The sequence below is a fragment of the Vreelandella aquamarina genome (assembly GCF_044805175.1).
In the GTDB taxonomy this organism is placed as follows: Bacteria; Pseudomonadota; Gammaproteobacteria; order Pseudomonadales; family Halomonadaceae; genus Vreelandella; species Vreelandella aquamarina_B.
Genome location: NZ_CP085232.1, coordinates 2,950,493 through 2,975,679 on the forward strand (window position 1 = coordinate 2,950,493; position 25,187 = coordinate 2,975,679).

Annotated in this window: 23 protein-coding genes; 8 read left to right on the plus strand and 15 right to left on the minus strand. The window is 55.8% G+C overall.

Translation table 11 applies throughout. The annotated features are described in order from the left end of the window. Positions 1-14 precede the first annotated feature (14 nt). Complete coding sequence (locus tag LG300_RS13710) at positions 15-830, plus strand: outer membrane protein assembly factor BamD (protein ID WP_404375873.1); 816 nt, start codon at positions 15-17, stop codon at positions 828-830. 66 nt (positions 831-896) lie between these two features. Here LG300_RS13710 and LG300_RS13715 read toward each other — a convergent pair whose 3' ends face one another. Further along, positions 897-1,958, minus strand: coding sequence for an RNA-guided endonuclease InsQ/TnpB family protein (locus LG300_RS13715; RefSeq protein WP_404375874.1), 1,062 nt, complete (start codon positions 1,956-1,958; stop codon positions 897-899). A gap of 21 nt (positions 1,959-1,979) precedes the next feature. On the opposite strand from LG300_RS13715, the gene tnpA reads away from it, so the two are divergent. From tnpA to LG300_RS13735, 4 genes are all read left to right on the plus strand, one after another. Next, positions 1,980-2,396 carry an IS200/IS605 family transposase gene (tnpA, locus tag LG300_RS13720; protein WP_084812773.1) on the plus strand — a complete coding sequence of 139 codons (417 nt, stop codon included), beginning with the start codon at positions 1,980-1,982 and terminating at the stop codon, positions 2,394-2,396. Positions 2,397-2,691: 295 nt separating this feature from the next. Further along, entirely contained in the window at positions 2,692-4,401 is a 1,710-nt protein-coding gene (locus tag LG300_RS13725; RefSeq protein WP_404375875.1) for a methyl-accepting chemotaxis protein, read from the plus strand. Between the two features lie 82 nt (positions 4,402-4,483). Further along, positions 4,484-4,663 (plus strand): hypothetical protein, encoded by a 180-nt coding sequence (locus tag LG300_RS13730; RefSeq protein ID WP_404375876.1) that lies wholly within the window; start codon positions 4,484-4,486, stop codon positions 4,661-4,663. After that, the gene (locus LG300_RS13735) at positions 4,620-5,108 is read left to right on the plus strand and encodes an EAL domain-containing protein (protein ID WP_404375877.1); all 489 of its coding nucleotides are present in this window, start codon (positions 4,620-4,622) and stop codon (positions 5,106-5,108) included. Before LG300_RS13730 ends, LG300_RS13735 begins: the two co-directional genes overlap by 44 nt. A gap of 33 nt (positions 5,109-5,141) precedes the next feature. Here LG300_RS13735 and LG300_RS13740 read toward each other — a convergent pair whose 3' ends face one another. After that, positions 5,142-6,776, minus strand: coding sequence for an NAD+ synthase (locus LG300_RS13740; protein WP_404375878.1), 1,635 nt, complete (start codon positions 6,774-6,776; stop codon positions 5,142-5,144). Between the two features lie 142 nt (positions 6,777-6,918). Between LG300_RS13740 and LG300_RS13745 the strand changes: the two genes are divergently transcribed. Then, entirely contained in the window at positions 6,919-7,188 is a 270-nt protein-coding gene (locus tag LG300_RS13745; protein WP_404375879.1) for a PP0621 family protein, read from the plus strand. Here LG300_RS13745 and thiO read toward each other — a convergent pair. After that, positions 7,185-8,282, minus strand: a complete 1,098-nt coding sequence (gene thiO / locus LG300_RS13750) for a glycine oxidase ThiO (protein WP_404375880.1) — start codon at positions 8,280-8,282, stop codon at positions 7,185-7,187. The genes LG300_RS13745 and thiO overlap by 4 nt on opposite strands. A gap of 161 nt (positions 8,283-8,443) precedes the next feature. Between thiO and LG300_RS13755 the strand changes: the two genes are divergently transcribed. Then, positions 8,444-8,980 carry a GspH/FimT family pseudopilin gene (locus LG300_RS13755; protein WP_404375881.1) on the plus strand — a complete coding sequence of 179 codons (537 nt, stop codon included), beginning with the start codon at positions 8,444-8,446 and terminating at the stop codon, positions 8,978-8,980. 31 nt (positions 8,981-9,011) lie between these two features. Here the strand turns inward: LG300_RS13755 and trxB are convergent, their stop codons facing one another. After that, a complete protein-coding gene (gene trxB, locus LG300_RS13760) occupies positions 9,012-9,962 on the minus strand; it encodes a thioredoxin-disulfide reductase (RefSeq protein ID WP_404375882.1) in 951 nt (316 codons plus the stop codon). 240 nt (positions 9,963-10,202) lie between these two features. Here trxB and acnA point away from each other — a divergent pair, with 240 nt between their 5' ends. Continuing rightward, complete coding sequence (acnA, locus tag LG300_RS13765; protein ID WP_404375883.1) at positions 10,203-12,950, plus strand: aconitate hydratase AcnA; 2,748 nt, start codon at positions 10,203-10,205, stop codon at positions 12,948-12,950. Between the two features lie 70 nt (positions 12,951-13,020). On the opposite strand, the gene LG300_RS13770 is transcribed toward acnA, so the two are convergent. From LG300_RS13770 to ileS, 11 genes are all read right to left on the minus strand, one after another. Further along, a complete protein-coding gene (locus LG300_RS13770) occupies positions 13,021-14,700 on the minus strand; it encodes an NAD-dependent malic enzyme (protein WP_404375884.1) in 1,680 nt (559 codons plus the stop codon). A gap of 177 nt (positions 14,701-14,877) precedes the next feature. After that, positions 14,878-16,089 (minus strand): YeeE/YedE family protein, encoded by a 1,212-nt coding sequence (locus LG300_RS13775; RefSeq protein ID WP_404375885.1) that lies wholly within the window; start codon positions 16,087-16,089, stop codon positions 14,878-14,880. 78 nt (positions 16,090-16,167) lie between these two features. Beyond that, the gene (locus LG300_RS13780) at positions 16,168-17,190 is read right to left on the minus strand and encodes a tryptophan--tRNA ligase (RefSeq protein ID WP_404375886.1); all 1,023 of its coding nucleotides are present in this window, start codon (positions 17,188-17,190) and stop codon (positions 16,168-16,170) included. A gap of 68 nt (positions 17,191-17,258) precedes the next feature. Continuing rightward, a complete protein-coding gene (locus tag LG300_RS13785) occupies positions 17,259-18,344 on the minus strand; it encodes a PilX N-terminal domain-containing pilus assembly protein (RefSeq protein WP_404375887.1) in 1,086 nt (361 codons plus the stop codon). Positions 18,345-18,355: 11 nt separating this feature from the next. Then, positions 18,356-19,453: a PilW family protein gene (locus LG300_RS13790; RefSeq protein ID WP_404375888.1), complete on the minus strand. Its 1,098-nt coding sequence runs from the start codon at positions 19,451-19,453 to the stop codon at positions 18,356-18,358. Next, positions 19,453-19,863 (minus strand): type IV pilus modification protein PilV, encoded by a 411-nt coding sequence (gene pilV / locus LG300_RS13795; protein WP_404375889.1) that lies wholly within the window; start codon positions 19,861-19,863, stop codon positions 19,453-19,455. Before pilV ends, LG300_RS13790 begins: the two co-directional genes overlap by 1 nt. Then, entirely contained in the window at positions 19,863-20,267 is a 405-nt protein-coding gene (locus tag LG300_RS13800) for a type IV pilin protein (RefSeq protein WP_404375890.1), read from the minus strand. The genes pilV and LG300_RS13800 overlap by 1 nt, the downstream gene beginning before the upstream one ends. Before the next feature lie 64 nt (positions 20,268-20,331). Continuing rightward, positions 20,332-21,312: a 4-hydroxy-3-methylbut-2-enyl diphosphate reductase gene (ispH, locus tag LG300_RS13805; protein ID WP_404375891.1), complete on the minus strand. Its 981-nt coding sequence runs from the start codon at positions 21,310-21,312 to the stop codon at positions 20,332-20,334. A 36-nt stretch (positions 21,313-21,348) separates the two neighbouring features. After that, positions 21,349-21,792, minus strand: coding sequence for an FKBP-type peptidyl-prolyl cis-trans isomerase (gene fkpB / locus LG300_RS13810; protein ID WP_404375892.1), 444 nt, complete (start codon positions 21,790-21,792; stop codon positions 21,349-21,351). Positions 21,793-21,813: 21 nt separating this feature from the next. Continuing rightward, positions 21,814-22,362, minus strand: a complete 549-nt coding sequence (gene lspA / locus LG300_RS13815; protein ID WP_404375893.1) for a signal peptidase II — start codon at positions 22,360-22,362, stop codon at positions 21,814-21,816. Continuing rightward, complete coding sequence (ileS, locus tag LG300_RS13820) at positions 22,355-25,186, minus strand: isoleucine--tRNA ligase (RefSeq protein ID WP_404375894.1); 2,832 nt, start codon at positions 25,184-25,186, stop codon at positions 22,355-22,357. The genes lspA and ileS overlap by 8 nt, the downstream gene beginning before the upstream one ends. Position 25,187: the final 1 nt, after the last annotated feature.

Below are 25,187 nucleotides of genomic sequence, written 5' to 3' on the forward strand. Positions count from 1 at the left end.
CAACGAGGATGATGATGCGCGTTTTTTCCGCTGCCAATCGCTTTGGCGCCCTAGCCTTAAGCCTTGCCCTCCTGGCGGGCTGCGCTAGCAACGACACGACCCCGGAAGAGGAAGATGAGTTTGCGGGGGTACAAGAGCGCGAGCTGTATGAGCTGGCACGCACCGCACTCGATAGCAACCGCTTCCCGATTGCTATCGAGCGCCTTGAAGCCCTGGATACTCGCTATCCGTTCGGCCCCCACGCCGAACAGGCCCAGCTTGAGCTGATTTACGCCTATTACGAAAACAGCAACTGGGAAGAGGCGCGCGCTGCCGCCAGCCGCTTTATCCGCCTGCACCCAGACCACCCCCAGGTGGACTACGCCTACTACCTGCGCGGGCTGTCCGCTTGGCAGGCAGGCCGTTTTAGCCTAGAGCGCCTGCGCTTGATCGACATCTCCAAGCGCGACCTGGGCGCCTCGCGGGATGCCTACAACGATTTCCGCGAACTGATTCAGCGCTTCCCGCAGAGCCAGTACGCGCCGGATGCCCAGCAGCGCATTGTCTATCTGCGTGAGCTATTAGCCCGTCACGAGCTACACGTGGCCGACTACTACTTGCGTCGCGGTGCTTTCCTAGCCGCCGTTGAGCGAGGCCGCTGGGTTATCGAAAACTACCCGGAATCCAACGCTACCCGTGACGCCCTAGCCACCATGATCGAAGGCTACCAAGGCTTAGGCATGGACGACCGCGCCCGCGAGGTGCTCACTGTATTGCGCGAAAACGCGCCGGATCACGAGCAGCTGCAAAATGGACGTTTCGTTCCCAAGCACGCTGGTAGCCGCGATTAACCGCTGAATCTGTTGGCAAGCGGAGAGCACTATTTAGCCATTTACAGCCTTGACGTCCTCCCCGCCCTAAAGGACGGGGATTCCAACTTCTTGAGGGCAACGTCCTGCCCCGAGACTGAGGATATTCCGGGCCGCATTCACGTCCCGGTCGTGGAGTACACCACACTCCACGCACTCCCAGACCCTTACTCGCAACCCGTTGACGCCCTGCGGCCCGCTAAGCGAGCCGCACGACGAACAGGCGCGGGTGGTGTTGGTTTCGCGAACGACCTTGAAGACGATGCCTGCGTGAGCGCATTTATATTCCAGCATCGTTTTCAGTTGTGACCAGCCAGCGTCGTAGACGCTTTTGGCCATCTTGGTCTTCGCGAGCTTGGTTGAGGAAACATCGCCCACGACGATTTCGCCGTACTGGTTGACGAGTTTCCGGGAAAACTTGTGCTGCGCGTCCTGGCGACGGTTCTTGATCTTGGCGTGAATAGCTTTTATCCGCCGCTTGTTGCGGGCACGTTGGGCTGTCGCCAACTGGTCTTCCATGCGGCGGTAGAAGCGGCTATTTTCCAGCCTTCCTCCATCGCTACAGGTGGCCACATCCTTGAGCCCAAGGTCGATGCCAACGGCGCCCTGCCCAAGCGTCGGCTGCACGTCCACCTCGACCGCAACATTGAAATACCACCGGCCCCGGCTATCTTCGTTGAAACTGCCGGCACGGAACTTGTATGTCGACAGGCCGTAGCTATCCCACACCTTGAAGTAGGTGCCGTTGTGAAATACCTGCCCGTTCTTCCACTTGGCCGCGCCGGTATTGACCGGAATCCAGCCAAGTGAGCGGCGTACACCGCCGGACTTGCGCCAATTCAAGCGGGGCTTTTTGAACTGCTTGCGGCGGGCAACGTATTCAGCAGCGATGCATTGCAGCGTTTGGCTGTGCAGGCCGAGGTCCTTGCCAGCACCCTTGGTATAGGGGTGCATGTCGTAGGCAGACAGAAACAGACCTTTCTCCCGAATGGCTCGGGAAGACAGTTCGTTGAGGTAGTTCCAAACAAAATTCACGCTGCGGGCCATGCGGTTAAGCTCGGCGGCGTGTTTGTCCTTCACTCGAACCTTGAGGGTCTTGGTCTGCTTCATGGCTTCGAATATACTTGGTCTATGGAAACCAAACAAGCTATCAGAACAGGAAGGCACTGCGTTTTTAAACTCCATGCCCATTTGGTCTTTGTCACCAAGTATCGGGGCAAGGTGTTCACCGGCGCGCATCTCAACTCCCTCGAATTGCTTTTCGACCGAGTGTGTCGGGACTTCGAGGCGGAGCTACAGGAGTTCAACGGTGAAACCGATCACGTCCATTTGCTTGTCAACTTTCCACCCAAAGTGGCGGTATCCAAGCTGGTGAATAGTTTGAAGGGGGTATCCAGCCGGCGGATGAAGTTACTACACCCTGAACTGGTGCAGCCCGCCTACCGGAAGAACTCGCTGTGGAGTCCAAGCTACTTTGCGGGAAGTGTCGGAGGCGCCCCCCTGAGCATGGTCAAACAGTATATTGAGCAACAATCGAGGCCGGACTAGGGGCGCTCTCGCGCCCCTCGCTATCCATCCTCGCACTAGAAGTACGAGGTTTTTCGCGATGTTCGATAAAGCCCTACAAGCTGTACAATACTTTAAGCTGTACAGTATTTCTCCTCGTAAAAACCACGCTTCGGCGTGGTTTTTACATTTCTCCAAACGGTTTCACTAACAAAGACTTAATTAAGCTAGGAACCAGCAATAATCATGCGCGTATTGTACAAACATTCTACATGGCGCTATCATTCAAAAGATCTAACATAATAAAGCGCCTACATCGCGCCTAAGGAGCTCACCTATGCTTTCTCCCAGAAAGCGATTTTCTGGCACTCGTATCGGCACAAGAATGACAGTGGGGTTTTCCACTTTACTGGTTCTACTTGTGCTACTCACCGGTATCGGTATCTACCAGGTCAACCAAATTGACCACGGACTCCAGCAAATTAACGATATTAATGGCCAAAAACAGCGCCACGCCATTGACTGGCGCGGTAGCGTTCATGACCGCGCTATTGCGCTGCGCGATATCGTGATGGTTGCCAACGGTGATACCACCGCCCTACAGACGCTGATGCGAGAGCTGCAGGATGACTACGTAACTGCTTCTGAGCGTATGCAGTCGTTAATTGCCAACTATCCAGTGAGCGATGAAGAGCAGCGTTTGCTTAACCGCATCGCAGAACAGGCCGAACTCACCCATTCGCTGACAGAGGACGTGCTAAGTTCGCACAGTGCTGGCAACTACTCTATGGCCAAGCAAACACTACTTACCCAAGCAGGCCCGGCGTATGCCGAATGGTTATCACGCATCAACGCTTTTTTAGATTTTGAAGAACAGCTCAATAATGCGGTAACGACTAGCACGCGCAACACTGCATCCGGGTTTCAAATGCAGATGCTTGGCTTAACCCTGTTCGCCCTACTGGTCGGTGGCGCTATTGCCATCTACCTGACACGTCAGCTTCTCCGTGAACTAGGTGCTGAACCGCACGAGGTAAAAGCTTTTGCTCAAGCCATTGGGCGCGGCGAGCTCGCCACCCAAGGCCGTTTGAAGCAAGGTGATACGCATAGCATCATGGCCTCGCAGGTAGAGATGGCTAAGCAGTTGCAAAGTATCGTGGCACAAGTGCGCGCCTTGGCGGAAGCGGTGGCCTCCAACAGTGAGCAAATCTCAGAAGGCAATAACGATCTCTCATCGCGGACCGAGCAGCAGGCCAGCTCCCTCGCAGAAACAGCCTCAGCGATGGAGGAGCTCAATAGCACGGTGAAGCAGAACGCAGACAACTCTGAGCAGGCCAGCCAAGAGGCGGTCAAGGCGTCTCAAACAGCCACTCAGGGCGGTGAGGCGGTACATCAGGTCGTCGCCACAATGAACGACCTTAACAAAAGCTCCCAAGAGATTGCCGGCATTATCTCCACCATTGATGCCATTGCGTTTCAAACCAATATCCTGGCGCTTAACGCGTCGGTAGAAGCCGCGCGGGCCGGTGAACATGGTCGTGGCTTTGCCGTGGTCGCCGAGGAAGTGCGCAATTTGGCCCAGCGCAGCGCAGATGCCGCCCAAGAGATTAGCAACCTCATTACCAGCAATCTTGAGCGCGTCAATCACGGTAACGAGCGAGCGGAAGAAGCCAGCAAGTCAACTGAAGAGATTGTGGCAGCCATTGAGCGCGTGACCACAATTATGCAAGAGATCAGTAATGCCAGCGCCGAGCAGAGCGCCGGTGTACAGGAAGTAGGGCAAGCGGTTGCTGAAATGGACCAGGTAACTCAACAAAACGCTTCACTGGTTACCGAAAGCGCTACTGCGGCCAACAACCTGCGCAAAAATGCATATCAGCTGCTGCAAGCAATGGATGCGTTCAAACTGCCTGCTAACTCCTCATCGGGCAGCATGACCCACAACGCAAGCGGCGTTGCTAAACCCAACCTGCCTCTACCTACCCAAGCGACTACACCCTCTACCCGTAAACCGACAGCCGTTGAGCCAGAGTGGGAGAGCTTCTAAATACGACGTCACCTGTCGTTGATTGTTTAGGAAGGCCGTGGCCTATAGCGCCACGGCCTATCGCCTTTGCTTGAGGTTACCCATGAAACCCTCCCAAAGCCTGTTCATGGTATTTCTACTACCGGTGCTGATGGTCGTGCTGCCCGCTCTGATACTGTTAGCGCTAGCCACCCAGGTCATCAAAGAGCAGTCGCAACAAAACTACCAGCTGCAGTCCAATGACTTGGATACGCTGGTGCAGATGGCTACGTTTAACGTCTAACGCGCTAGAGCGAAGCGGCGCGTCGCCCCACAAGCTAAAACTTGAGCTAACGGCAAGTACCGTAATCGGCAAAGTGGAAGATACCATCGAGCGGATGCATCAGCTGAAGGCACTGGGTATCAGCTTCGCGATGGATGATTTTGGCACCGGCTACTCATCGCTGCAGTACTTGAAACGTCTACCGCTGGATCAGATCAAAATCGACCAATCCTTTGTGCGCGATCTTCACCAAGATCCTGACGATATGGCGATTGTCGAAACCATCATTGCCATGGGCCGCTCACTAGGGCTTAACGTGATTGCGGAAGGTGTAGAAACGATGGAGCACTGGCGCTACCTCAACGCGCACCAGTGCCACGCCTACCAAGGCTACTACTTCTGCAAGCCCGTACCGGCGGAAGAGATGGCCAAACACTGCTTGGCCCCTCCCCCAATGCTTTCTTGAATTATTACGGCCGTAAACTGGTTAGTCCTGTGATTAGTCCCCAGGCTGCCAGCCGTTCACAATCGGGTAACGACGGTCACGCCCAAAGCCTCGCGGCGTGACCCGCACACCCACAGGGGCCTGGCGCCGCTTATATTCACAGCGGTCCACCAGTTTAACGACTTTGTAGACATCCTCTTTCTCAAAGCCCGCCGCAATAATCGCCTCGGCGCTCATATCCCCTTCGATATAGCGGACCAAAATGGCATCCAGTACATCATAATCGGGGAGCGAATCGCTATCCTGCTGGCCGGGGGCCAGCTCGGCGCTGGGCGGGCGCTCAATCACCCGCTCAGGAATCGCCGGAGACTGGGTGTTGCGCCAGCGTGCCAAACGGTAGACCCAGGTTTTATACACATCTTTAAGCGCGTTGTAGCCACCCACCATATCGCCATACAGCGTGGCGTAACCCACCGCCATTTCGCTCTTGTTGCCAGTGGTGAGTACCATCAGGCCTTTTTTATTGGAAATCGCCATCAGCAGCACGCCACGGCAGCGCGACTGCAGGTTCTCTTCGGTGGTATCCCGCTCGGTGCCGGCAAAACTTTCCGCCAAGGTGCCCATAAAGGCTTCCACCATCGGCTCGATGGGCATAACGTCATAGTGCACGCCCAGCAGGTTCGCCTGCTCGGCGGCATCCTGTTTGGAGATATCCGCCGTGTAGTGGTAAGGCATCATCACCGCCTGCACCCGCTGCGGCCCTAGCGCATCCACCGCAATGGCCAGCGACAGCGCAGAATCGATCCCGCCGGATAGCCCCAACACCACGCCTTTAAACCCGCTTTTATTGACGTAGTCGCGCAGGCCAGTCACCAGCGCGCAGTAGAGGCTCTCTTCCGGCTCGACGTCTGGCTCGATCTCCCCCGCCTGGGGCTCCCAAGTATTCGCGCTGGTTTGCAGCAGTTGAATGGGCATTAACCCCGCCTGCCAATAGGGCGCCAGCACCTTGAGTTGGCCACTGGCATCCACACAGCTAGAACCACCGTCGAACACCAGCTCGTCCTGGCCACCGATAGTATTGACGTAAACAATCGGCCGCTGCACATCTTGGGCGCGCTGCTCTAAAAGGCGCAGCCGCTCGGCGGGCTTATCCTGGTGGTAGGGCGAAGCGTTAAGGCTAATCAGCACTTCGGCGCCCGCTTCGTGGGCCGCTTTTACCGGCGCTCCCTCCCATAGATCCTCACAAATCAGCAGCCCCAGCTTGGCACCTTTGTGTTCGTAGACCAGCGGCTCCGTGCCAGGCGTAAAATAGCGCTGCTCGTCAAACACTTGGTAGTTGGGCAGCGCCTGCTTGGCGTACTCCGCTTCCCACTGGCCGTTGTACAGCACACCCGCCAGGTTATAGCACTTGCCTTCACGCACGCCGGGGTAGCCAATAATCACCAACACATCACGGGCAATTTTTTCGGCCATTTTGGCCCGAGCTTCCCGCAGGCGGGTTTCCATGGAGGGGCGCAGCAGCAAATCCTCCGGTGGGTAGCCGGATAAAAACAGCTCGGGGAAGACAACAATATCCGCCCCATGCTCAATCCTCGCTTCTCGCACGGCCTCAATGGCACGCGCGGCATTGCCGGGAATATCTCCCACCAGAGGGTCGAGTTGGGCCATTACCAGCGTTAAGTCTTGCATGGGCGTTAAAATCTCTTGAGAATCTTCGGAATACGGTGGCGTCTACATAGTAGCTGCATTGTCCCGCAAGGCGTGCCAAGTGGCAAAGGCCATACAGCATCCACCTTGCCACTGCCCTTTCCCACCCTGGGAGCAATAGAGGATGAACCTATTGATCATTCGGTTGATTATTTTTGCCGTGCTGCTGTACGCAGGTCTAAAACTGTACGGTATTTACCGCCAACATAAACTGAGCCACCAGCAGCAAACGCCTCCCCGCCATGAGGGCGGCAATATGGTGCGCTGCCGCTGGTGCGATGTTCACGTCCCCGAGAACGAGGCGCTGCGCGATGCGGAGCAGTGGTTCTGCTGTAGCGCGCACCGTGATCGCTTTCTGCAGGAGCAAGACGACAGCCACGGCAGCAACCGCTAAGCCAAACGCGCGGCTGTTGGCCGGTAAGGCGCGGGGTCGATGAGCGGCTTACGCCCCAGCAGCTGGTCTACCAGCAGGTGGGTCGAAGCAGGCGCCAGCACTAAGCCGTTACGGTAGTGCCCGGCATTAATAAACACATTCGGAAAATCGGGCAGTGCGCCAATAAACGGTATGCCTTCTGGCGAGCCGGGGCGCAGGCCCGCCCAGTGGTGCGCGACGGGGCAATCTGCCAGCGCGGGGATAATATTCTCCGCGCTCTGTTTAAGCGAGGCTAGCGCCTCTGCATCGGTGGTTTTGTCGAAGCCAGCCTCTTCCAGGGTCGAGCCTACCAGCAGTAGCCCGTCGCTACGGGGAATCACATAGCGGCCATCCTTTAGCACAACGCGTTGCACTAACCCTGGCGGTGCTTGATAGGCAATCATCTGCCCTTTGACAGGGCGCACCGGCAGGCGCACGTTCAACCCCTCCAAAAGCTGGGCGGCCCAGGCACCGCCGCATACCACCAACTGCTCGGCAAGCTGCTCGCCTTGGTTGGTATCAACACCCACCACGCGGCCTTGGCGCTGAATAAACCCCTGCACGCCACACTGCTCTATGAGCGTGACGCTTGGCATCGCGGCTAGGCGCGCCCGTAGCGCTTGACCCAAGCGCGGGTTACGCACGCTGCCCAGAGTGGGCATCCAGAGCGCACTGCCTTCCGGTGCGGCTGCCTCTGGCTCTTTTTGATGGACAAAAGCGGCATCTACCCGCTCCAACGGTTTACCTAGCTGGCGGGCCCAATGAAGTGCCGCGTCGTCGTCATCCACGTTTAGGTAGAGCAACCCCTTTTGGCGATACTCAGGGTCGATACCGGTCTCTTCCAACAGGCGCAGCGCCAACGCCGGATAGACACCCTCCGACCAGCGGGAAAGTTGCGATACCGGCTCGCCGTACCGCCACGGATAAAGCGGCGACACAATGCCACCACCTGCCCAGGAAGCCTCTCCCCCGCATATCCCACGCTCCACCAGCGTGATATTCTGACCCGCATCTGCCAGTTGCAGCGCGGCCATCATGCCAATAACACCACCGCCTATAATTAAGAAATCGCTCACACGTATTGCCCGCTATTGCTAAGAAAGTCGTTGAAAAAGACGCTGAAAAAAATCGCTGAAAGAGTCACCGTAACAGACGCTAACAAAGTGCCAGCTATGGGTGGCATAAAGAGAATGAGCATAGTGATGCGTTTCAATAGGTCAAGCTACTGAGAGAGACTATGGCACAACCTCACCACACCGCTAGGCGAAACAACACGGGCTTTACGCTGATTGAGTTGCTGGTAGCACTCGCGTTAATGGGCATACTGGCAGCCTGGGGCTTGCCCAACTTTCAGGCATTGGGGGAGCGCTCGGCGGTCACTAGTGAAGTGAATCGTCTACAGACAATCCTCACCCTGGCACGTAATACCGCCATTACTCAGCGAGGCGATATAACGGTCTGCCCGGCTAATGAAGAGAAAAATGCCTGCTCAGATGACTGGAACAACCCCATCATTATCGTCAACGGGGACAAAACGACGAGCATTAGTGAACAAGATATTTTGCGCGTTTTCGCACCTACGCAAGGCACCCACGTTACTAAGAACGGCCACTCAAGAATAAAATATAACGCAATGGGGCACGTCGGAGGCTTTAACAGCACCTACACTATTTGCCCTAGCAATGATCAAACAACATCTTCAGGGGCAGAGCTTGTGGTAAGTACCTTAGGACGCGCGAGAGTGGGAGAAGATCCCATTAGCTGTGCCGACTAATGAGATCTTCTAGCAACAGACATATACCTAATTAAGCAATGCCATCCAGATAGCGCTCGGCATCCAGCGCCGCCATGCAGCCGCTGCCTGCTGAGGTAATTGCCTGACGATAGATATGATCCATCACATCGCCACAGGCAAACACACCCGGCACGCTGGTCGCCGTTGCGTTACCTTCACTGCCCGATTTCACTTTGATATAGCCGCCATTCATCTCCAGCTGGCCTTCAAAGATGCCGGTATTGGGGCTGTGGCCGATAGCAATAAACAGCCCCGGCGCATGGATCTCTTTAGTGGAGCCATCCTTGGTGGATTTTACCCGCACGCCGGTCACGCCGGTGTTGTCACCCAGCACTTCCTCTACTTCGTAGAACCACTCCAGAGCAATTTTACCCGCCTCGGCTTTTTCGAAGAGTTTGTCCTGTAGGATTTTTTCCGCGCGCAGGGTATCGCGGCGGTGTACCAGCGTCACTTTGGAAGCGATGTTGGAAAGATAAAGCGCCTCTTCCACGGCGGTATTACCGCCCCCCACCACAATCACCTCCTGATTACGGTAGAAGAAGCCATCGCAGGTAGCGCAGGCGGAAACCCCTTGGCCCATAAACTGCTGCTCGGAGGGCAGCCCCAAGTAACGGGCGCTGGCACCGGTCGCAATGATCAGCGCATCGCAGGTGTAGGTGCCGCTGTCACCTTTCAAGGTGTACGGTTTTTCGTTTAGGCTGACTTCATTGATATGGTCAAACAGCACCTCGGTATTGAAACGCTCGGCGTGCTGCTTCATGCGCTCCATCAACTCAGGCCCCTGGACGCCCTCGGCATCGCCGGGCCAGTTATCCACATCGGTTGTAGTGGTTAATTGGCCACCTGCCTGCATACCGGTAATCAGCAGCGGCTTTAAATTAGCCCGTGCGGCATACACCGCAGCGGTATATCCCGCAGGGCCAGAACCAAGAATAATCAAACGTTCATGACGTGTTCCCATGACACCACCTTTGTCACAATTGAGCAGATAACGTTGCAAGAGAGTCTGCCTGAAATGGCGCCAAGTACAAGCTATTACAAGGGTTAGTCTACGCTATTAGGCAAAGATGCCTTGAAACCCCACGGTGAAACACCCATGTGCTATTAATAAGCCATACTGTGGATTAGCCATACCATGAGTAAGCCATACCAAGGAAAGCAGTGACCGTTGCGAAATGCCAAGCAATCAGAGGAGATTGGAATGAGCAAGCTACCCAACACGCTTCACACCTTAGAAGCTGGCAGTCAGCAGTACCATTACTACAGCCTACCCAAGGCCGCTGAAACGCTAGGCAACATCGACCGGCTACCCAAGACGCTCAAAATCCTGCTCGAAAACCAGCTGCGCTTCGCTGACGATGAGAGCGTCGACCAGGAAGACATGCAGGCCCTGGTGGATTGGCAGAAAGAGGGCAAATCCAGCCGTGAAATCGGCTACCGCCCCGCCCGCGTGCTGATGCAAGACTTTACCGGCGTACCCGGCGTGGTGGACCTTGCTTCCATGCGGGCCGCCGTAGAAAAGCTCGGTGAAGACCCTGCCCGTATCAACCCACTCTCCCCGGTTGACTTGGTGATTGACCACTCGGTGATGGTCGATAAATTCGGCAACGCGGCGGCGTTCCAAGAAAACGTCGATATCGAAATGCAGCGCAACGGCGAACGCTACGAGTTCCTGCGCTGGGGCCAGAAAGCCTTTGATAACTTTAGCGTTGTACCGCCCGGCACCGGCATCTGCCACCAGGTAAACCTGGAGTATCTGGGCCGCACGGTATGGACCAAAGAGGAAGATGGTAAAACCTTTGCCTACCCCGACACGCTGGTAGGCACCGACTCTCACACCACCATGATTAACGGCCTCGGCGTACTGGGCTGGGGCGTGGGCGGCATTGAAGCCGAAGCCGCCATGCTGGGCCAACCGGTTTCAATGCTGATTCCCGAAGTCATTGGCTTCAAGCTCACCGGCAAGCTGCGGGAAGGCATTACCGCCACCGACCTTGTCCTGACCGTCACCGAAATGCTGCGTAAAAAAGGCGTGGTAGGTAAGTTCGTCGAGTTTTACGGCGACGGCCTGAAAGACCTGCCGCTGGCGGATCGTGCCACCATTGCCAACATGGCCCCGGAATACGGCGCCACCTGCGGCTTCTTCCCGGTGGATGATGAAACCCTCAACTACCTGCGCTTAACGGGACGCGAAGATAGCCAGATTGCGCTGGTGGAGGCGTACAGCAAAGCCCAAGGGCTGTGGCGCGAGCCAGGCGACGAGCCTATTTTCACGGATACGCTCAGCCTGGATATGAACGAGGTGGAAGCCAGCCTGGCAGGCCCCAAACGCCCGCAGGACCGCGTTGCCCTTAAAGATATGGCCAGCGCCTTTAACAAAGTGATGGAAGAGGACGGCAAAGCACGCCCCACCACCGAGAAAGGCAAGCTATCCTCCGAGGGTGGCCAAACCGCCGTAGGTATCGACCGTAGCTACGAGCACGACTTCAAACACAGTGACAGCCAAACCGTCACCATGGGCGAGCAGGACTTCAGCCTTGACCCTGGCGCGGTAGTCATCGCCGCCATTACCTCCTGTACCAACACCTCCAACCCCAGCGTGATGATGGCGGCAGGCTTGCTGGCTCGCAACGCTCGCGAGAAAGGCTTGACCACCAAGCCTTGGGTAAAAACATCGCTGGCTCCCGGCTCTAAAGTCGTCACCGACTATCTCGCCGCCGCCAATCTTAACGATGACTTAGATGCCCTAGGCTTCAACCTCGTGGGCTACGGCTGCACGACCTGTATCGGTAACTCTGGGCCGCTGCCGGAAGAGATCGAAAAAGCCATCAACAACGGCGACCTCACCGTGGCGTCGGTGCTGTCGGGTAACCGCAACTTTGAAGGCCGCGTGCATCCGCTGGTGAAAACCAACTGGCTGGCGTCACCGCCCCTGGTGGTCGCCTATGCATTGGCAGGCAACGTGCAGTGCAACCTAACCACCGACCCGCTCGGCCAGGATAGCGACGGCAACCCGGTTTACCTGAAAGACATCTGGCCTTCGCAGGCGGATATCGCCAGCGCCGTCGAAAAGGTCAACACCGAGATGTTCCGTAAGGAGTACGGCGCGGTCTTTGAGGGTGATGACACCTGGAAGTCGATCAAGGTGCCGGAAGGCAAAGTGTACGAGTGGCCGGAATCAACCTATATTCAGCACCCGCCGTTCTTTGAAGGGATGCAGCGGGAGCCGGACGCCATCGAAGACGTGAAGAACGCCCGCGTACTGGCAATGCTCGGCGACTCCGTCACCACCGACCACATCTCCCCAGCAGGTTCCATCAAGCCCGACAGCCCCGCCGGTCGCTACCTGCAAGAGCACGGCGTGAAGCCAGTCGACTTCAACTCCTACGGCTCCCGCCGGGGTAACCATGAAGTGATGATGCGCGGCACCTTCGCCAACGTGCGCATCAAAAACGAGATGCTCGACGGCGTCGTCGGCGGCGAAACCCGTCACGTGCCGAGCGGCGAGCAGATGGCGATTTATGATGCCGCCATGAAGTACAAAGAGGAAGGCACCCCGCTGGTGGTGATTGCCGGTAAGGAGTACGGCACCGGCTCCTCACGGGACTGGGCGGCCAAAGGCACCCGCTTGCTGGGCGTGCGCGCAGTGATTGCCGAATCCTTCGAGCGTATCCACCGTTCCAACCTGATTGGTATGGGGGTACTACCGCTGCAGTTCCCGGAAGGTGAAAGCCGTACAAGCCTGGGGTTAACGGGGGATGAAGAGATCTCGATTGCCGGTTTAAGCGACTTAACGCCTGGCGGCACTGTACAAGTCGTGATCAGAAATAGCGAAGGGGAACGTACCGTTGATGCCAAGTGCCGAATTGATACCGTCAATGAGCTGGCGTACTACCGTCACGGTGGTATCCTTCACTACGTGCTGCGCAAGATGATCGGCGCAGCCTAGAGGTACGACCTACCAATGCTTGCATCGCCCCCACCTCGGTGGGGGCTTTTTTTTTGCCAGCGGTCCGATTTTAGAAAGCGCGACGGCGGTAGGTACGGTACTCCGGCGACCAGCAGGCTTTTTCGATACGCTCGCGCAGCACGGTACCACTGGTCTTCAACGCAACGCCGTTTTGTTGCGCTTGCGCCGCCACTTCAAAGGCAATCGACTTACTGATATCACGAATCCGCGACAACGGTGGCAGCAGCGCACCTTTGCCCTCTTTCACTAGCGGCGCTTCACGGGCCAGCGCCCGCGAGGCGCTCATCAGCATCTCATCGGTCACCCGGTTGGCGTTGGCCGCAATCACACCTAAACCGATGCCTGGGAAGATGTAGGCGTTATTACACTGGGCAATCGGATAGGTGCGGCCGTTATACACCACCGGCGCAAACGGGCTACCGGTGGCGACCAGCGCCTGGCCATCGGTCCAACGAATCACGTCCTCCGGCACCGCTTCCGCTTGGGAAGTAGGGTTCGAGAGCGGCATAATCACCGGATGTTCGCAGCCCGCGTGCATGGTACGTACCACCTGCTCGGTGAAAATACCGCGCTGGCCGCATACGCCAATCAAGATCGTCGGTTTGATTTGAGCAATGGTCTCTTCCAGCCCTTGGCCGTTCCACTCGGCGACCAATGAAGGGTCATGGGCTAAGCGGCGCTGGAAGTCCCGCTGCCACGTTTGATCCGTGGTCATCAGCCCATCGCGGTCGACGATAAAGATGCGCGCCCGTGCTTCCGCCTCGGTCAGGCCCTCCGCCTCCATGGCCACGACCACCTGCTCGGCGATACCGCAACCGGCAGAGCCACCGCCAACAAACACCACCCGCTGCTGGGCAATGGTCTCTTCGCGGGCCTGGCAGGCCGCCATCAACGTGCCCACCACCACCGAGGCCGTGCCCTGCACGTCATCGTTGAAGCAGCACAGCTCGTTACGGTAACGCTCTAGCAGCGGCACGGCGTTAGCCTGGGCAAAATCTTCAAACTGCAGCAGCACGTTCGGCCAGCGGCGTTTCACGGCGGCGATAAACTCGGCCATAAAGGCATCGTACTCTTCCTGACCCACCCGCTCATGGCGCCAGCCCATGTACATCGGGTCATCCAGCAGCGCTTGGTTATTAGTGCCTACATCGATCATGATCGGTAGCGTATAGGCGGGGCTAATCCCGCCGCAGGCGGTGTAGAGCGCCAGCTTACCGATAGGAATCCCCATGCCGCCAATGCCCTGGTCGCCAAGGCCAAGAATACGCTCGCCATCGGTCACCACGATCACTTTCACGTTATCTTTGGTGGCGCTACGCAGGATGTCGTCCATATGCTCGCGATCCGGGTAGCTGATAAACAGCCCCCGGTGGTTGCGGTAGATATTGGAGAACTCCTGGCACGCCTGACCTACCGTTGGCGTGTAGATAATTGGCAGCATCTCTTCCAGATGCTCAGAGACAAGACGGAAATAGAGCGTTTCGTTGTCATCCTGAATGGCACGAAGGTGAATATGTCGCTCTAAATCGCTATGGCACTGCTGATACTGGCGATAAACACGCTCCAGCTGATCATCAATCGTTTCGACTTTTTGCGGCAACAAGCCTATCAGGTTAAACGCTAGCCGCTCCTCCTGAGTAAACGCGCTGCCTTTGTTCAATAGCGGCATTTCAAGCAGCGAAGGACCGGCGTAAGGAATGTACAGGGGGCGTTTACTCGTCGTAGACATAGGCACTCTCTTTTTATATCGATTGCTATTGCAATGCAGCAACGCTGGGCGTTAGCGGCGTTTGAGCGTAATGTAACATGCTAGTACGACAAAGGTGGAAGAGACATAAATAATGGCCATAAAAAAACGCCTTGGCGTTAACCAAGGCACTATGACACAGTTTGATCAACAGAGCGTTTAACAGCTTTTCGCGACCGGCTTGCGCCCTGCTTCACCATCAAAAAATAGTGGGCGCAGCTTAACGCCCGCCATGTTGCCAGCGAAGGCCGCTGCCATCCACACCCAGCCGTGCAGGCTGCCGGAAGCAATGCCGCTAAAGTAAGCGCCAATGTTGCAGCCAAAGGCCAAGCGCGCCCCGTAACCCAACAAGATGCCGCCCATTACCGCCGCCAGCACAGATTTCAGCGGAATACGGAAGTTAGGAGCAAAACGCCCGGCAAGTTTAGCTGCCGCCAGCGCGCCCAACATAATGCCAACGTTCATCACCGTGGTAATGTCGCTCCACACACTGGCTTCCAGCGCGGCGGCATTACCGGGTGCCTGCCAATAGCCCCACTGGCTCACATCGCCACCTACCAATTCAAAACTCTTGGCACCCCACAGCGCAAACGCCGAGGTGATGCCCCAGGGGCGGCCAGCCAGTGCCAGCGTGGCAAAGTTCAGCAGTGCCAGGGCTACCGCTCCGGCAACTAACGGCCAAGGGCCGGATAACCAACGCTCGGAGCCTGGTTTATCCACCACCGGGGCTTGCTCTAACTGTCCGTGGCGGCGCTTTTCCATCACCAACGTAAACACCGCAATGGCAGCAAACAGCACCAGGCTAATGCCAATGCCGCCGCCAACACCCGCCACATCTACTAGCGATACCGGCTGGAAAGCGGGCAAGCTTTGCCACCAAGCAAAATGTGCGGTACCAATCACCGACCCCACGATAAAAAATACCAGTGTAATCAGCATACGCGCGTTACCGCCACCGGCGGTAAACAGCGTGCCGGAAGCGCAGCCGCCGCCTAGCTGCATACCCACCCCAAACAGAAAAGCACCCACTAATACCGAGATACCAATTGGCGCCACAAAGCCGCGCACTTCGGTACCAAACAGGCTGCCCGCGCCCAGCGCCGGGAAAAACAGCACCACGGCAATCGCCAACATCACCATTTGCGCCCGCAGCCCACGCCCACGGCGCTCGGTAATAAAGACTCGCCACGCCGCCGTGAAGCCAAACGCCGCATGATAAAGCACCATGCCCAGCAGGCCGCCCACAATCATCAGCAGGCCGATATTGGCGCCAAACAGCACGCCAATCACCAAGGCACCCAGCACAATGGCTGCGGCTGCCAGAAGAGGCACCCGATGATTGGCCGGTGCCACCGCAGAGGTCGTCGCCATAGTTCACCTTTAAGTAACGCTAAAAGCGCCGACAGAAATCAAGCGCTCAAGCTCATTTAGACAAGGGTTATCAACTAATCAAACAAACCGCCCAAGCCCTACCGCAGCACGTAGCCGATCCATGGTCACGGCGGCTTCCTCACGGGCGCGTTCAGCGCCTTTTTGCAGCACAGCTTCAATATGGGCGGGGTCTTCCATTAGCGCGTTATAACGCTCACGGGGGGCGCTTAGGTGGGCGTTAACGTATTCAAACACGCGGTCTTTCGCTTCGCCCCAGCCAATGCCCTCTGCGTACTGCTGACGCATGGCCGCCGTTTCGGATTCGCTCGCGAAGGCTGAGAAAATCTGGAACAGGGTGCAGGTATCCGGGTCTTTCGGCTCGCCGGGTTCCAGCGAGTTGGTTTTGATTTTACGTACCAGCTTCTGCAGCTTTTTCTCACTCACAAACAGCGGGATGGTGTTGTTGTAGCTTTTGGACATCTTGCGTCCATCCAGCCCTTTCAACACTTCCACTTTTTCATCCACGACAGCTTCAGGCTGTACAAAGTACTGGCCTTTAAACAGGTGGTTAAAGCGGCCAGCCATATCCCGGGCCATTTCGATATGCTGAATCTGGTCGCGGCCAACCGGCACTTTATTCGCATTGAACATCAAAATATCGGCGGCCATCAGTACCGGATAGCCGAACAGCCCCATGGTGACGCCTTTATCCGGGTCTTGATTACCGGCCTCTTCATTCTCTGCCACGGCGGCTTTGTAAGCGTGGGCGCGGTTCATTAGCCCCTTGGCACATACGCAGGAGAGCATCCACATCAGCTCGGGGATCTCGATAATATCCGACTGGCGGTAGAAGATTGCGTTGTCGGTATCCAGACCAAGCGCCAGCCACGTCGCGGCGATTTCCAGGCGGGAAGCCTGCACACGCTTGGGGTCTTGGCACTTGATCAGCGCGTGGTAGTCGGCAAGAAAGTAGAACGACTGCACGTTCGGATCCTGGCTTGCCTCAATGGCAGGCTTAATGGCACCGACATAATTGCCGAGGTGCGGGGTGCCGGTCGTGGTGATGCCGGTGAGAACGCGGGTTTTGGTAGGCTCACTCATGTGAAATTCTTAGCTCGCAATATGTGCTGATAGATGGCTTGAAAAACCATGATACTACACAAGAATTTTCACTCCCATTCCCACCTTTGTAAGCTCAACAGTCCGTCACTGTTACCACTACCATCGCCACCACCCTTTAAACCATCAATGACTGATGTATCAAATACAAAATCACCTGTGCCGCCATTTACACGTATATTTGGCTCTAAGAAATTAACTTTCCCCTCGACATTCTCATAAGGAATACGAAGTATACTCCCTCTAATCTCATTATTACCGCCACCATTATAGTTAAAACCAGATTCTCCTTTTCCCAATAGTATTAAAACCCCAGAGAAATCTCCTTGATTACCCTTCCATTCAAAGTCGCCATCCACTACGACAATACTTCCATTATAGTCACTCAACTTACCACTAGGAGTTCCAGAGAAAAAATTTACAAGTTCAGAATCCTTCAAAATATTTATGAAATTTAAGAATGCCTCATCAGACTCAAACATAGAGCCATTTTGATTGGCATTAGAAATATAACTAACCCATTTTTCAGCATGATTCCCATTAGCATTAACAACATCCTCATCAAACTCTGTAAATGTAGTTATAAACCCTCCATTTTTTTTAAGATTATCAAGAAACTCATTAATAACACCTGAATCATCCCCGCTACTACCGTACTCATATTTCAAAAAAATAGGTTCGCTTTCAGCAATAATTTTTCCTGCCTCATCTTCAACCGCACCCATAGCAACGACGTAGTGGTCTAATTCGCCCCTGATAACAGGAAAATATAAGCACCGGCTATAGATATTGTCGCCGCTATCACAAACGCCTTCATTGACTAGCCCTAATGGATAATCCTCTTTTAATTCTATATAGCTTTTGTCTCTAACCATCTCCTTCCATTCTGATAACGCTAAATCACTGCTAACAGCATTCGCATTGCTAACCCAGTACGTCGCTTCATCCAAGCTTCCATCACTCGATGCCTCTGATGCTGCTATCTCTGCATTCATTTGAGCTAGCGCAGCCGCACGATAATTCCCTGCAAGCCGTTCATCGACTAGTGCGACGTTCATCCCAGACATACCAATCATCAAGGATACGCTCAGTAGTACCAGTACAATAATAAGGGCGGCACCTTGTTGTTTTGGCATACACTTAACCTCTATGGAAAGGAAGGGGTATTCACACCATCAATTGCACGTATTACATTGAAAAAACCAGTAACATCGCGATAGTGCATAGTGCTTACACCACTAATTTGATCAACGGTTTCACCTACTATCATACTACCTGAAATAGTACTGTTTGAATCTCCATAAAATGCCGCATTACCACCTGCCCAAATTAAACCGTTGAACTCAATATCGCCCCAACCGGAGCCAGCACCAATTGCAACAGCACCGCCTGCAACAATAGAAACATTAGCCGAAACATCCTCAGTGTTGCTCTTTTGGAAAATAACACTACCACTTGCAACCACTAATTCCACTTCACTTCTTATTGTTGAGAAATCTCCACTTACCGCACCGTTACAATATACAACTGGGCTACTCATAACATTAATGGCGCACGCTTTTTGCACCTGTTCTGAAGCTGAAACTTGAGTTATAAAAGCACTTACATTGGGTATCGAAACAGATGCATCTCCAGCGCCAACACTTGTAACGGTTTCACTCCTTTCAATACCTGTGATATCTCCCTCTGCATGTACATTACCTAATATGTCTGGAGCACCTGAAATAGTTATGTCCGCGCCAGATAACAGCACATAGCCTTCACTCTCTCCGAATTTACGCTCCATTACATGAAAAGAGAGCGTCTCTAATTCACCATCCTGACGTTCAAAATCAAGTGTAAAACGGCGGTAGCCGTCTAAAATTTGGCCATCCTCTATTTCTAGATCTATAGCCTCAACAAACCTATCAGAATCGCACTCCCCCTCAAAAAGTGCCAGCCCACTTACAATAGGTTGAGGGTTTGCTCCATTACTGGACCTTGTAATTGAACACTCATTAGGGCTGCCCGTCGTCTCGGCAAGACTATAGCTATATTCCCTTTCGCTTTTGCGGTAATTATTCACCAAGCTTGTAGACGCAAACACCACCGTTTCCTGCTTTCGGCTTAGCTCGTCTACTTTTTTAAAGGTTTGAAATGTGGTTAAAAAAAGCTGTCCGGCGCCTAGAATAATCAGGGTGCCAATTGCCATAGCAACCATTAGCTCGACAAGGGTAAAACCTGATTGGCGTTGGTAGAGCATCATCAGTTACCTAGAAGATCAGGGAGACGAAAGGTGTAAGTAAACGTTTCATCAGTACTGGCTGAATCATTGTCGTTGAGTGTAATTAAAATATTGAATTCACACTCTGCCGTACCAAGCTCAATATCTCCTGAGAAGTGGCGTATTGGTGTGTCGCTATCTGCAAACCAGCTTGATTGCCAATCACTTAATATATTGTCAACCATGTCGTCACAGCTAGTTTCTTGGGCTAGCTGCGCCCAAAGCCTCTCCTGCGCATCCACAGCGGCAAGTGTTACCACCGAGCGCTGATACCCTTCGGTCGCGCTTTGCAGGGCTTTCATCTGCATGGCGGCCACCCCCATCAGGCCAAAGGCAAGCACTACCAGTGCTATTAGCACTTCAATGAGTGATAACCCTTGCTGATGTTTCATTACCAGCACGCCTCCGGGGCACGTACCCCTTTTGCATTTAAGGTGAGATCTTCATCACAGCCATCTGAGCGTTGGGTCGTCGCGGTTAATACGTAGCCGCCGTCGCTTGGGCTACCGGTGTCGGTTGAGATGGCGTAATGGCCGCTTGGGGAGTCGGTCATCTCTAAGTCGCAATCTTCATAGCTGTAGTCACGGGAGTAGCAGCGCTCCATTTCTGAAGCCGCTTGCAAGAGTGCCGTCTGGCCATCAGAGCGAACGGAGCGTTCGACGTAGCGGGTGTAGCTGGGGTAGGCAATACTGGCAATGACCCCAATAATGACCACCGCAATCAGTAATTCGATAAGGGTAAAGCCGCGCTGGTGCTTACTAACGTCACCCGCACGGCGATCAAAAACATAAGACACTAAGCGATGCTCCCGTATCAGTTCACTTATACTTTGAGTATGTCGTAAACTGATACAGTTTGCATTACCCGCTTACAATCACTTGCTCGCGCAGCTCTTTGGGCATCGAGAAGGTGATGTTCTCTTCACGCCCCTGCAGCTCAACAGGTGCCGTAGCGCCTAGGGCTTGCAACTTATTAATTACGCCCTTGACCAGCACCTCGGGGGCGCTCGCGCCAGCGGTGACGCCAATGCGGCTGACCCCTTCCAGCCAGGAAGGCTCGATCTGCTCGGCGTTATCGATCAAATAGGCGGGGGTGCCCATGCGCTCGGAGAGCTCACGCAGGCGGTTGGAGTTTGAGCTGTTGGGGCTACCGACCACCAGCACCAAGTCGCTATCCGCCGCCAGCTCGCGTACCGCATCCTGGCGGTTTTGGGTGGCGTAGCAAATATCGTCTTTGCGCGGCCCCTGAATCTCAGGGAATTTCTCCCGCAGCGCGTCGATCACTTTGGCGGTGTCATCCATAGAGAGCGTGGTTTGGGTGACGAATGCCAGCGCCGTGGGGTCATTGACGACCAAGTTGGTAACGTCCTGCTCATCTTCCACCAGATAAATCTTGCCGCCGTGGGAGGTGTCGTAGCGCCCCATGGTGCCTTCCACTTCCGGGTGGCCTTCGTGGCCAATCAGAATGCACTCCTGGCCGCGCTTGGCGTAGCGCAGCACTTCCATATGCACTTTGGTGACCAGCGGACAGGTGGCATCGAACACTTTCAGGCCACGCTGCTCGGCATCCTGCTGCACCGCGCGGGAAACCCCGTGGGCGGAGAAGATGACAATCACATCGTCGGGCACTTCGTGAAGCTCTTCCACGAAGACCGCGCCGCGTTCGCGCAGGGTTTCCACCACAAAGCGGTTGTGCACCACTTCATGGCGAACGTAAATCGGCGGGCCGAAGACATCCAGCGCACGGTTCACAATATCGATCGCGCGGTCGACCCCCGCACAAAACCCGCGCGGGTTGGCTAGCTTGATTTGCACGGGCTGGGATGACTCTGATGACTGCATAAAAGCGCCTTGATGCAACCTGCATCGCTCAGGAAATTAGTGTTTGGTAATCGGCGTCACGTTGAGGATCTCGACCTCAAACGTTAGCGTACGCCCCGCCAGCGGATGGTTAAAGTCTACCTCCACGCGGTCGCCATCAATGGTTTTGACCACGCCAGGCAATTCCGTTCCCGCTTTATCGGCAAACGACATCACCATGCCGATTTCAGGCGCTTCATCACCAAAGTCGGCCCGCTTCAGGGTTTGGATGTTCTGCGGGTTGTGCTGGCCAAAGGCATGTTCGGGGGTAATGTTGAACGTCCCGCTCTGGCCTGCTGCCATGCCTTTGATCGGGTGCTCAAACCCCGGCGGCAGGTTGCCATCGCCATACTGGAACGTGGCCGGTGCTTTCTCCTTAGTGGAGTCCACCACCGTGCCATCTTCTAGCTTCAGCGTGAAGTGCAGGGTAATTTCCATGCCGTCGTCAATTAGGTAGTCCATGGTTCCTCACTTATTGGCGTATTAAGAAGATGAAGACTGCGCGGCTTTTTTGCGGCGACGCTCGCCCATAACGGACTCCCAGATTAACCCCACGGCCCCCAGGGTAATGCCGATATCCGCCACATTAAAGGCGGGGTAGTACCAGCCCGCCGCATGGAAGGAGAGAAAATCCACCACATAGCCATGAATCAAGCGGTCATACAGGTTGCCCAGCGCCCCGCCGATGATCAGCGGCAGCGCCACGGCGAGCAGCTTTTCATCCGCACGCACGCGGGATAGCCACACGGTGAGGCCAATGCTGGCACCGATGGCAATCGCCGCAAAAAACCAGCGCTGCCAACCGGGGTGTTCGGCCAGAAAGCTAAACGCCGCGCCGGTGTTATGCAGCAGCGTGAGGTTGAAAAACGGCAAGACTTCAACCGGCTGTGCATAACTTAAAAAGTGGCTAGCGGCATACTTTGTCGCAAGATCCAACACAATGACCGCCACGGCTAGCCATAGCCAGCGCAGCGGCCGCCGCATGGGCGGCCGCTGGTGTGGATCGTTCACCTGGGCGGCTGTATTAGGCATAGTGACGCAGCTCACCGCTGCCTTCGGGCAGGTTACTTACGCAGCGGCCACACAGGTCCGGGTGCTCGGCAACGCTGCCCACATCCGCCCGATGGTGCCAGCAGCGCTCGCACTTGGCATGTTCACTGGCACTCACCGCCACTTTCAAACCTTCAAGCTCGGTGCTTTCGGCATTGGCGGCATCCGCCAGCGGTGCCAGGTGCACTTCACTGGTGAGCATCACAAAGCGCAGCTCGTCGCCCAGCTTCGCCAGCGTCGCGTGCAGCTCGTCATTAACGAACAGCGTCACTTCTGCTGCCAAGCTGCCCTTGATCACTTTGGCGTTACGGGCGTCTTCCAGGCACTTGTTCACCGAGTGCTTCACTTCCAGCACCTGCTCCCAGAACGCGCGGCCCATCTCGGCACCTTCATCCAGCGTGGAAAGCCCGGTGTAGTAGGTCTCCAGCAGCACGCTATCGCCACGCTCGCCGGGGATATGCTCATAAATCTCCTCGGCGGTGAAGGAGAGAATCGGCGCGACCCAGCGGCTTAGCGCTTCCACCACATGGTAAAGCGCGGTTTGCGCGCTGCGGCGGGCCAGCGAGTCGGTTTGAGTGGTGTACTGGCGATCCTTGATCACGTCCAGGTAGAAGCCGCCCAATTCCCGCGCGCAGAAGCCGTGTACCTGCTGGTACACATCCAGGAAGCGATACTCCTCATAAGCGGTTTCGATACGGCCCTGCAGCTGCGCGGCGCGGTCGACTACCCACTGGTCCAGCGCCAGCATATCGCCAAACGCCACTTGATCCCGCGCGGGGTCAAAACCGTTCAGGTTGGAAAGCAAGAAGCGCGCCGTGTTGCGGATACGGCGGTACACATCGGCAGTGCGCTTGAGGATTTCATCCGAGACGGCCATTTCGCCGGAGTAGTCGGTAGAGGCTACCCACAGGCGCAGGATATCGGCGCCCAGCTTATCCATTACGCTCTGCGGTGCGACCACGTTGCCGATGGATTTAGACATCTTGCGGCCCTGGGCATCCACCGTGAAGCCGTGGGTCAGCAGCTGGCGATAAGGGGCGTGGCCATCAATCGCCGCGCCGGTAAGCAGCGACGAGTGGAACCAGCCGCGGTGCTGGTCGCTACCTTCCAGGTACAGGTCGGCCCGCGGGCCGCTCTCATGGCCGTGGGGGTGCGAGCCGCGCAGCACGTGGCGGTGGGTGGTGCCCGAGTCGAACCACACGTCCAGCGTGTCGGTGACTTTTTCGTAATCCGCAGCTTCCGCGCCGAGCAGCTCGGAGGGTTCCAGCTTGAACCACGCTTCGATGCCCTCTTGCTCCACGCGCTTGGCGGCTTCTTCCATCAGCGCCACGGTGTTGGGGTGCAGCTCACCGGTTTGCTTATGCAGGAAGAACGGAATCGGCACGCCCCAGTTACGCTGGCGGGAGATACACCAATCCGGGCGGTTAGCGATCATGCTATGCAGGCGCGCCTTCCCCCAGGCAGGGGTGAACTCGGTGGCCTCGATACCGGCCAGCGCCCGCTCGCGCAGGGTTTTGCCATCTTTACCCTGAATATCCATACCAACGAACCACTGGGCCGTGGCGCGGTAGATCACCGGCGTTTTGTGGCGCCAGCAGTGCATGTAGCTGTGGGTGATTGGCGTATGAGCCATCAGCGCGTTCACTTCACGCAGCTTCTCGATGATGTTCGGGTTGGCTTTCCAGATCATCTGGCCGCCGAAGAACGGCAGGTCATCCGCGTAAACGCCGTTGCCCTGCACCGGGTTGAGCATATCGTCAAAGCCCATGCCGTGCTCGCGGCAGGTGACAAAGTCATCCATACCGTAAGAAGGCGCGGAGTGAACAATACCGGTGCTGCCCACTTCAGACTCAACGTAATCCGCCAGATAGACCGGCGAGAGGCGGTCGTAGAACGGGTGGCGGAAATTGATCAGGTCCAGGTTTTTACCTTGGGTCGTTGCTACCACCTCACCTTGTAAGCCAAAGCGCTCTAAGCAGCTCTCCACCAACTCTTCGGCCAGCAGCAGCAGGCGCTCGCCGGTATCCACCAGCGCGTAGGTAAAGTCGGGGTGAACGTTCAGCGCCTGGTTGGCGGGAATGGTCCAGGGTGTGGTGGTCCAAATCACCACGACGGCGGGCTTTGACAGCTCGCTAAGGCCAAACGCTGCGGCCAGCTTGTCGGCGTCTTCCACGGGGAAGGCCACGTCGATGGCATCGGATTTTTTATCAGCGTACTCGACTTCCGCCTCAGCCAGCGCCGAGCCGCAGTCGAAACACCAGTTCACCGGCTTTAGGCCTTTAAAGACGTAACCCGCCTCGACCATATCCGCCAGAGCGCGGATCTCGCCCGCTTCGTTGGCGTAATCCATAGAGCGGTAGGGGTGATTCCAGTCACCGATGATGCCCAGGCGCACAAAGTCCACCAGCTGGGTTTCGATCTGGGCACCGGCGTACTCACGGCACAGCTCGCGGGCTTTATCCGCCGGAAGGTGCTTGCCGTGGGTAGTTTCTACCTTGTGCTCAATGGGCAGGCCGTGGCAATCCCAACCCGGCACGTAGGGCGCATCAAAGCCCGCCAGGTTTTTGGACTTAACGATAATATCTTTAAGAATTTTATTAACGGCGTGACCAATATGGATACTGCCGTTGGCGTAGGGAGGGCCGTCGTGCAGTACAAACAGCGGCGCACCCGCACGGGCTTCGCGCAGGCGCTGGTACAGGTTCATATCCTGCCACTTGGAAACGCGCCCTGGCTCCTGCTTCGGCAGCATGCCGCGCATGGGAAAGTCGGTTTCTGGCAGGTTTAGCGTGTGCTTATAGTCCATA

Coding starts and splice junctions, on each gene's coding strand:
- LG300_RS13715 (WP_404375874.1), bottom strand. CDS start 1,958: ATGAAGCAGACCAAGACCCTCAAGGTTCGAGTGAAGGACAAACACGCC.
- LG300_RS13780 (WP_404375886.1), bottom strand. CDS start 17,190: ATGAGTGAGCCTACCAAAACCCGCGTTCTCACCGGCATCACCACGACC.
- LG300_RS13745 (WP_404375879.1), top strand. CDS start 6,919: ATGAACCTATTGATCATTCGGTTGATTATTTTTGCCGTGCTGCTGTAC.
- LG300_RS13785 (WP_404375887.1), bottom strand. CDS start 18,344: ATGCCAAAACAACAAGGTGCCGCCCTTATTATTGTACTGGTACTACTG.
- ileS (WP_404375894.1), bottom strand. CDS start 25,186: ATGGACTATAAGCACACGCTAAACCTGCCAGAAACCGACTTTCCCATG.
- lspA (WP_404375893.1), bottom strand. CDS start 22,362: ATGCCTAATACAGCCGCCCAGGTGAACGATCCACACCAGCGGCCGCCC.
- LG300_RS13740 (WP_404375878.1), bottom strand. CDS start 6,776: ATGCAAGACTTAACGCTGGTAATGGCCCAACTCGACCCTCTGGTGGGA.
- LG300_RS13790 (WP_404375888.1), bottom strand. CDS start 19,453: ATGATGCTCTACCAACGCCAATCAGGTTTTACCCTTGTCGAGCTAATG.
- pilV (WP_404375889.1), bottom strand. CDS start 19,863: ATGAAACATCAGCAAGGGTTATCACTCATTGAAGTGCTAATAGCACTG.
- trxB (WP_404375882.1), bottom strand. CDS start 9,962: ATGGGAACACGTCATGAACGTTTGATTATTCTTGGTTCTGGCCCTGCG.
- LG300_RS13770 (WP_404375884.1), bottom strand. CDS start 14,700: ATGTCTACGACGAGTAAACGCCCCCTGTACATTCCTTACGCCGGTCCT.
- tnpA (WP_084812773.1), top strand. CDS start 1,980: ATGGAAACCAAACAAGCTATCAGAACAGGAAGGCACTGCGTTTTTAAA.
- LG300_RS13735 (WP_404375877.1), top strand. CDS start 4,620: ATGACTTGGATACGCTGGTGCAGATGGCTACGTTTAACGTCTAACGCG.
- ispH (WP_404375891.1), bottom strand. CDS start 21,312: ATGCAGTCATCAGAGTCATCCCAGCCCGTGCAAATCAAGCTAGCCAAC.
- LG300_RS13710 (WP_404375873.1), top strand. CDS start 15: ATGCGCGTTTTTTCCGCTGCCAATCGCTTTGGCGCCCTAGCCTTAAGC.
- LG300_RS13725 (WP_404375875.1), top strand. CDS start 2,692: ATGCTTTCTCCCAGAAAGCGATTTTCTGGCACTCGTATCGGCACAAGA.
- LG300_RS13730 (WP_404375876.1), top strand. CDS start 4,484: ATGAAACCCTCCCAAAGCCTGTTCATGGTATTTCTACTACCGGTGCTG.
- LG300_RS13775 (WP_404375885.1), bottom strand. CDS start 16,089: ATGGCGACGACCTCTGCGGTGGCACCGGCCAATCATCGGGTGCCTCTT.
- acnA (WP_404375883.1), top strand. CDS start 10,203: ATGAGCAAGCTACCCAACACGCTTCACACCTTAGAAGCTGGCAGTCAG.
- LG300_RS13755 (WP_404375881.1), top strand. CDS start 8,444: ATGGCACAACCTCACCACACCGCTAGGCGAAACAACACGGGCTTTACG.
- fkpB (WP_404375892.1), bottom strand. CDS start 21,792: ATGGACTACCTAATTGACGACGGCATGGAAATTACCCTGCACTTCACG.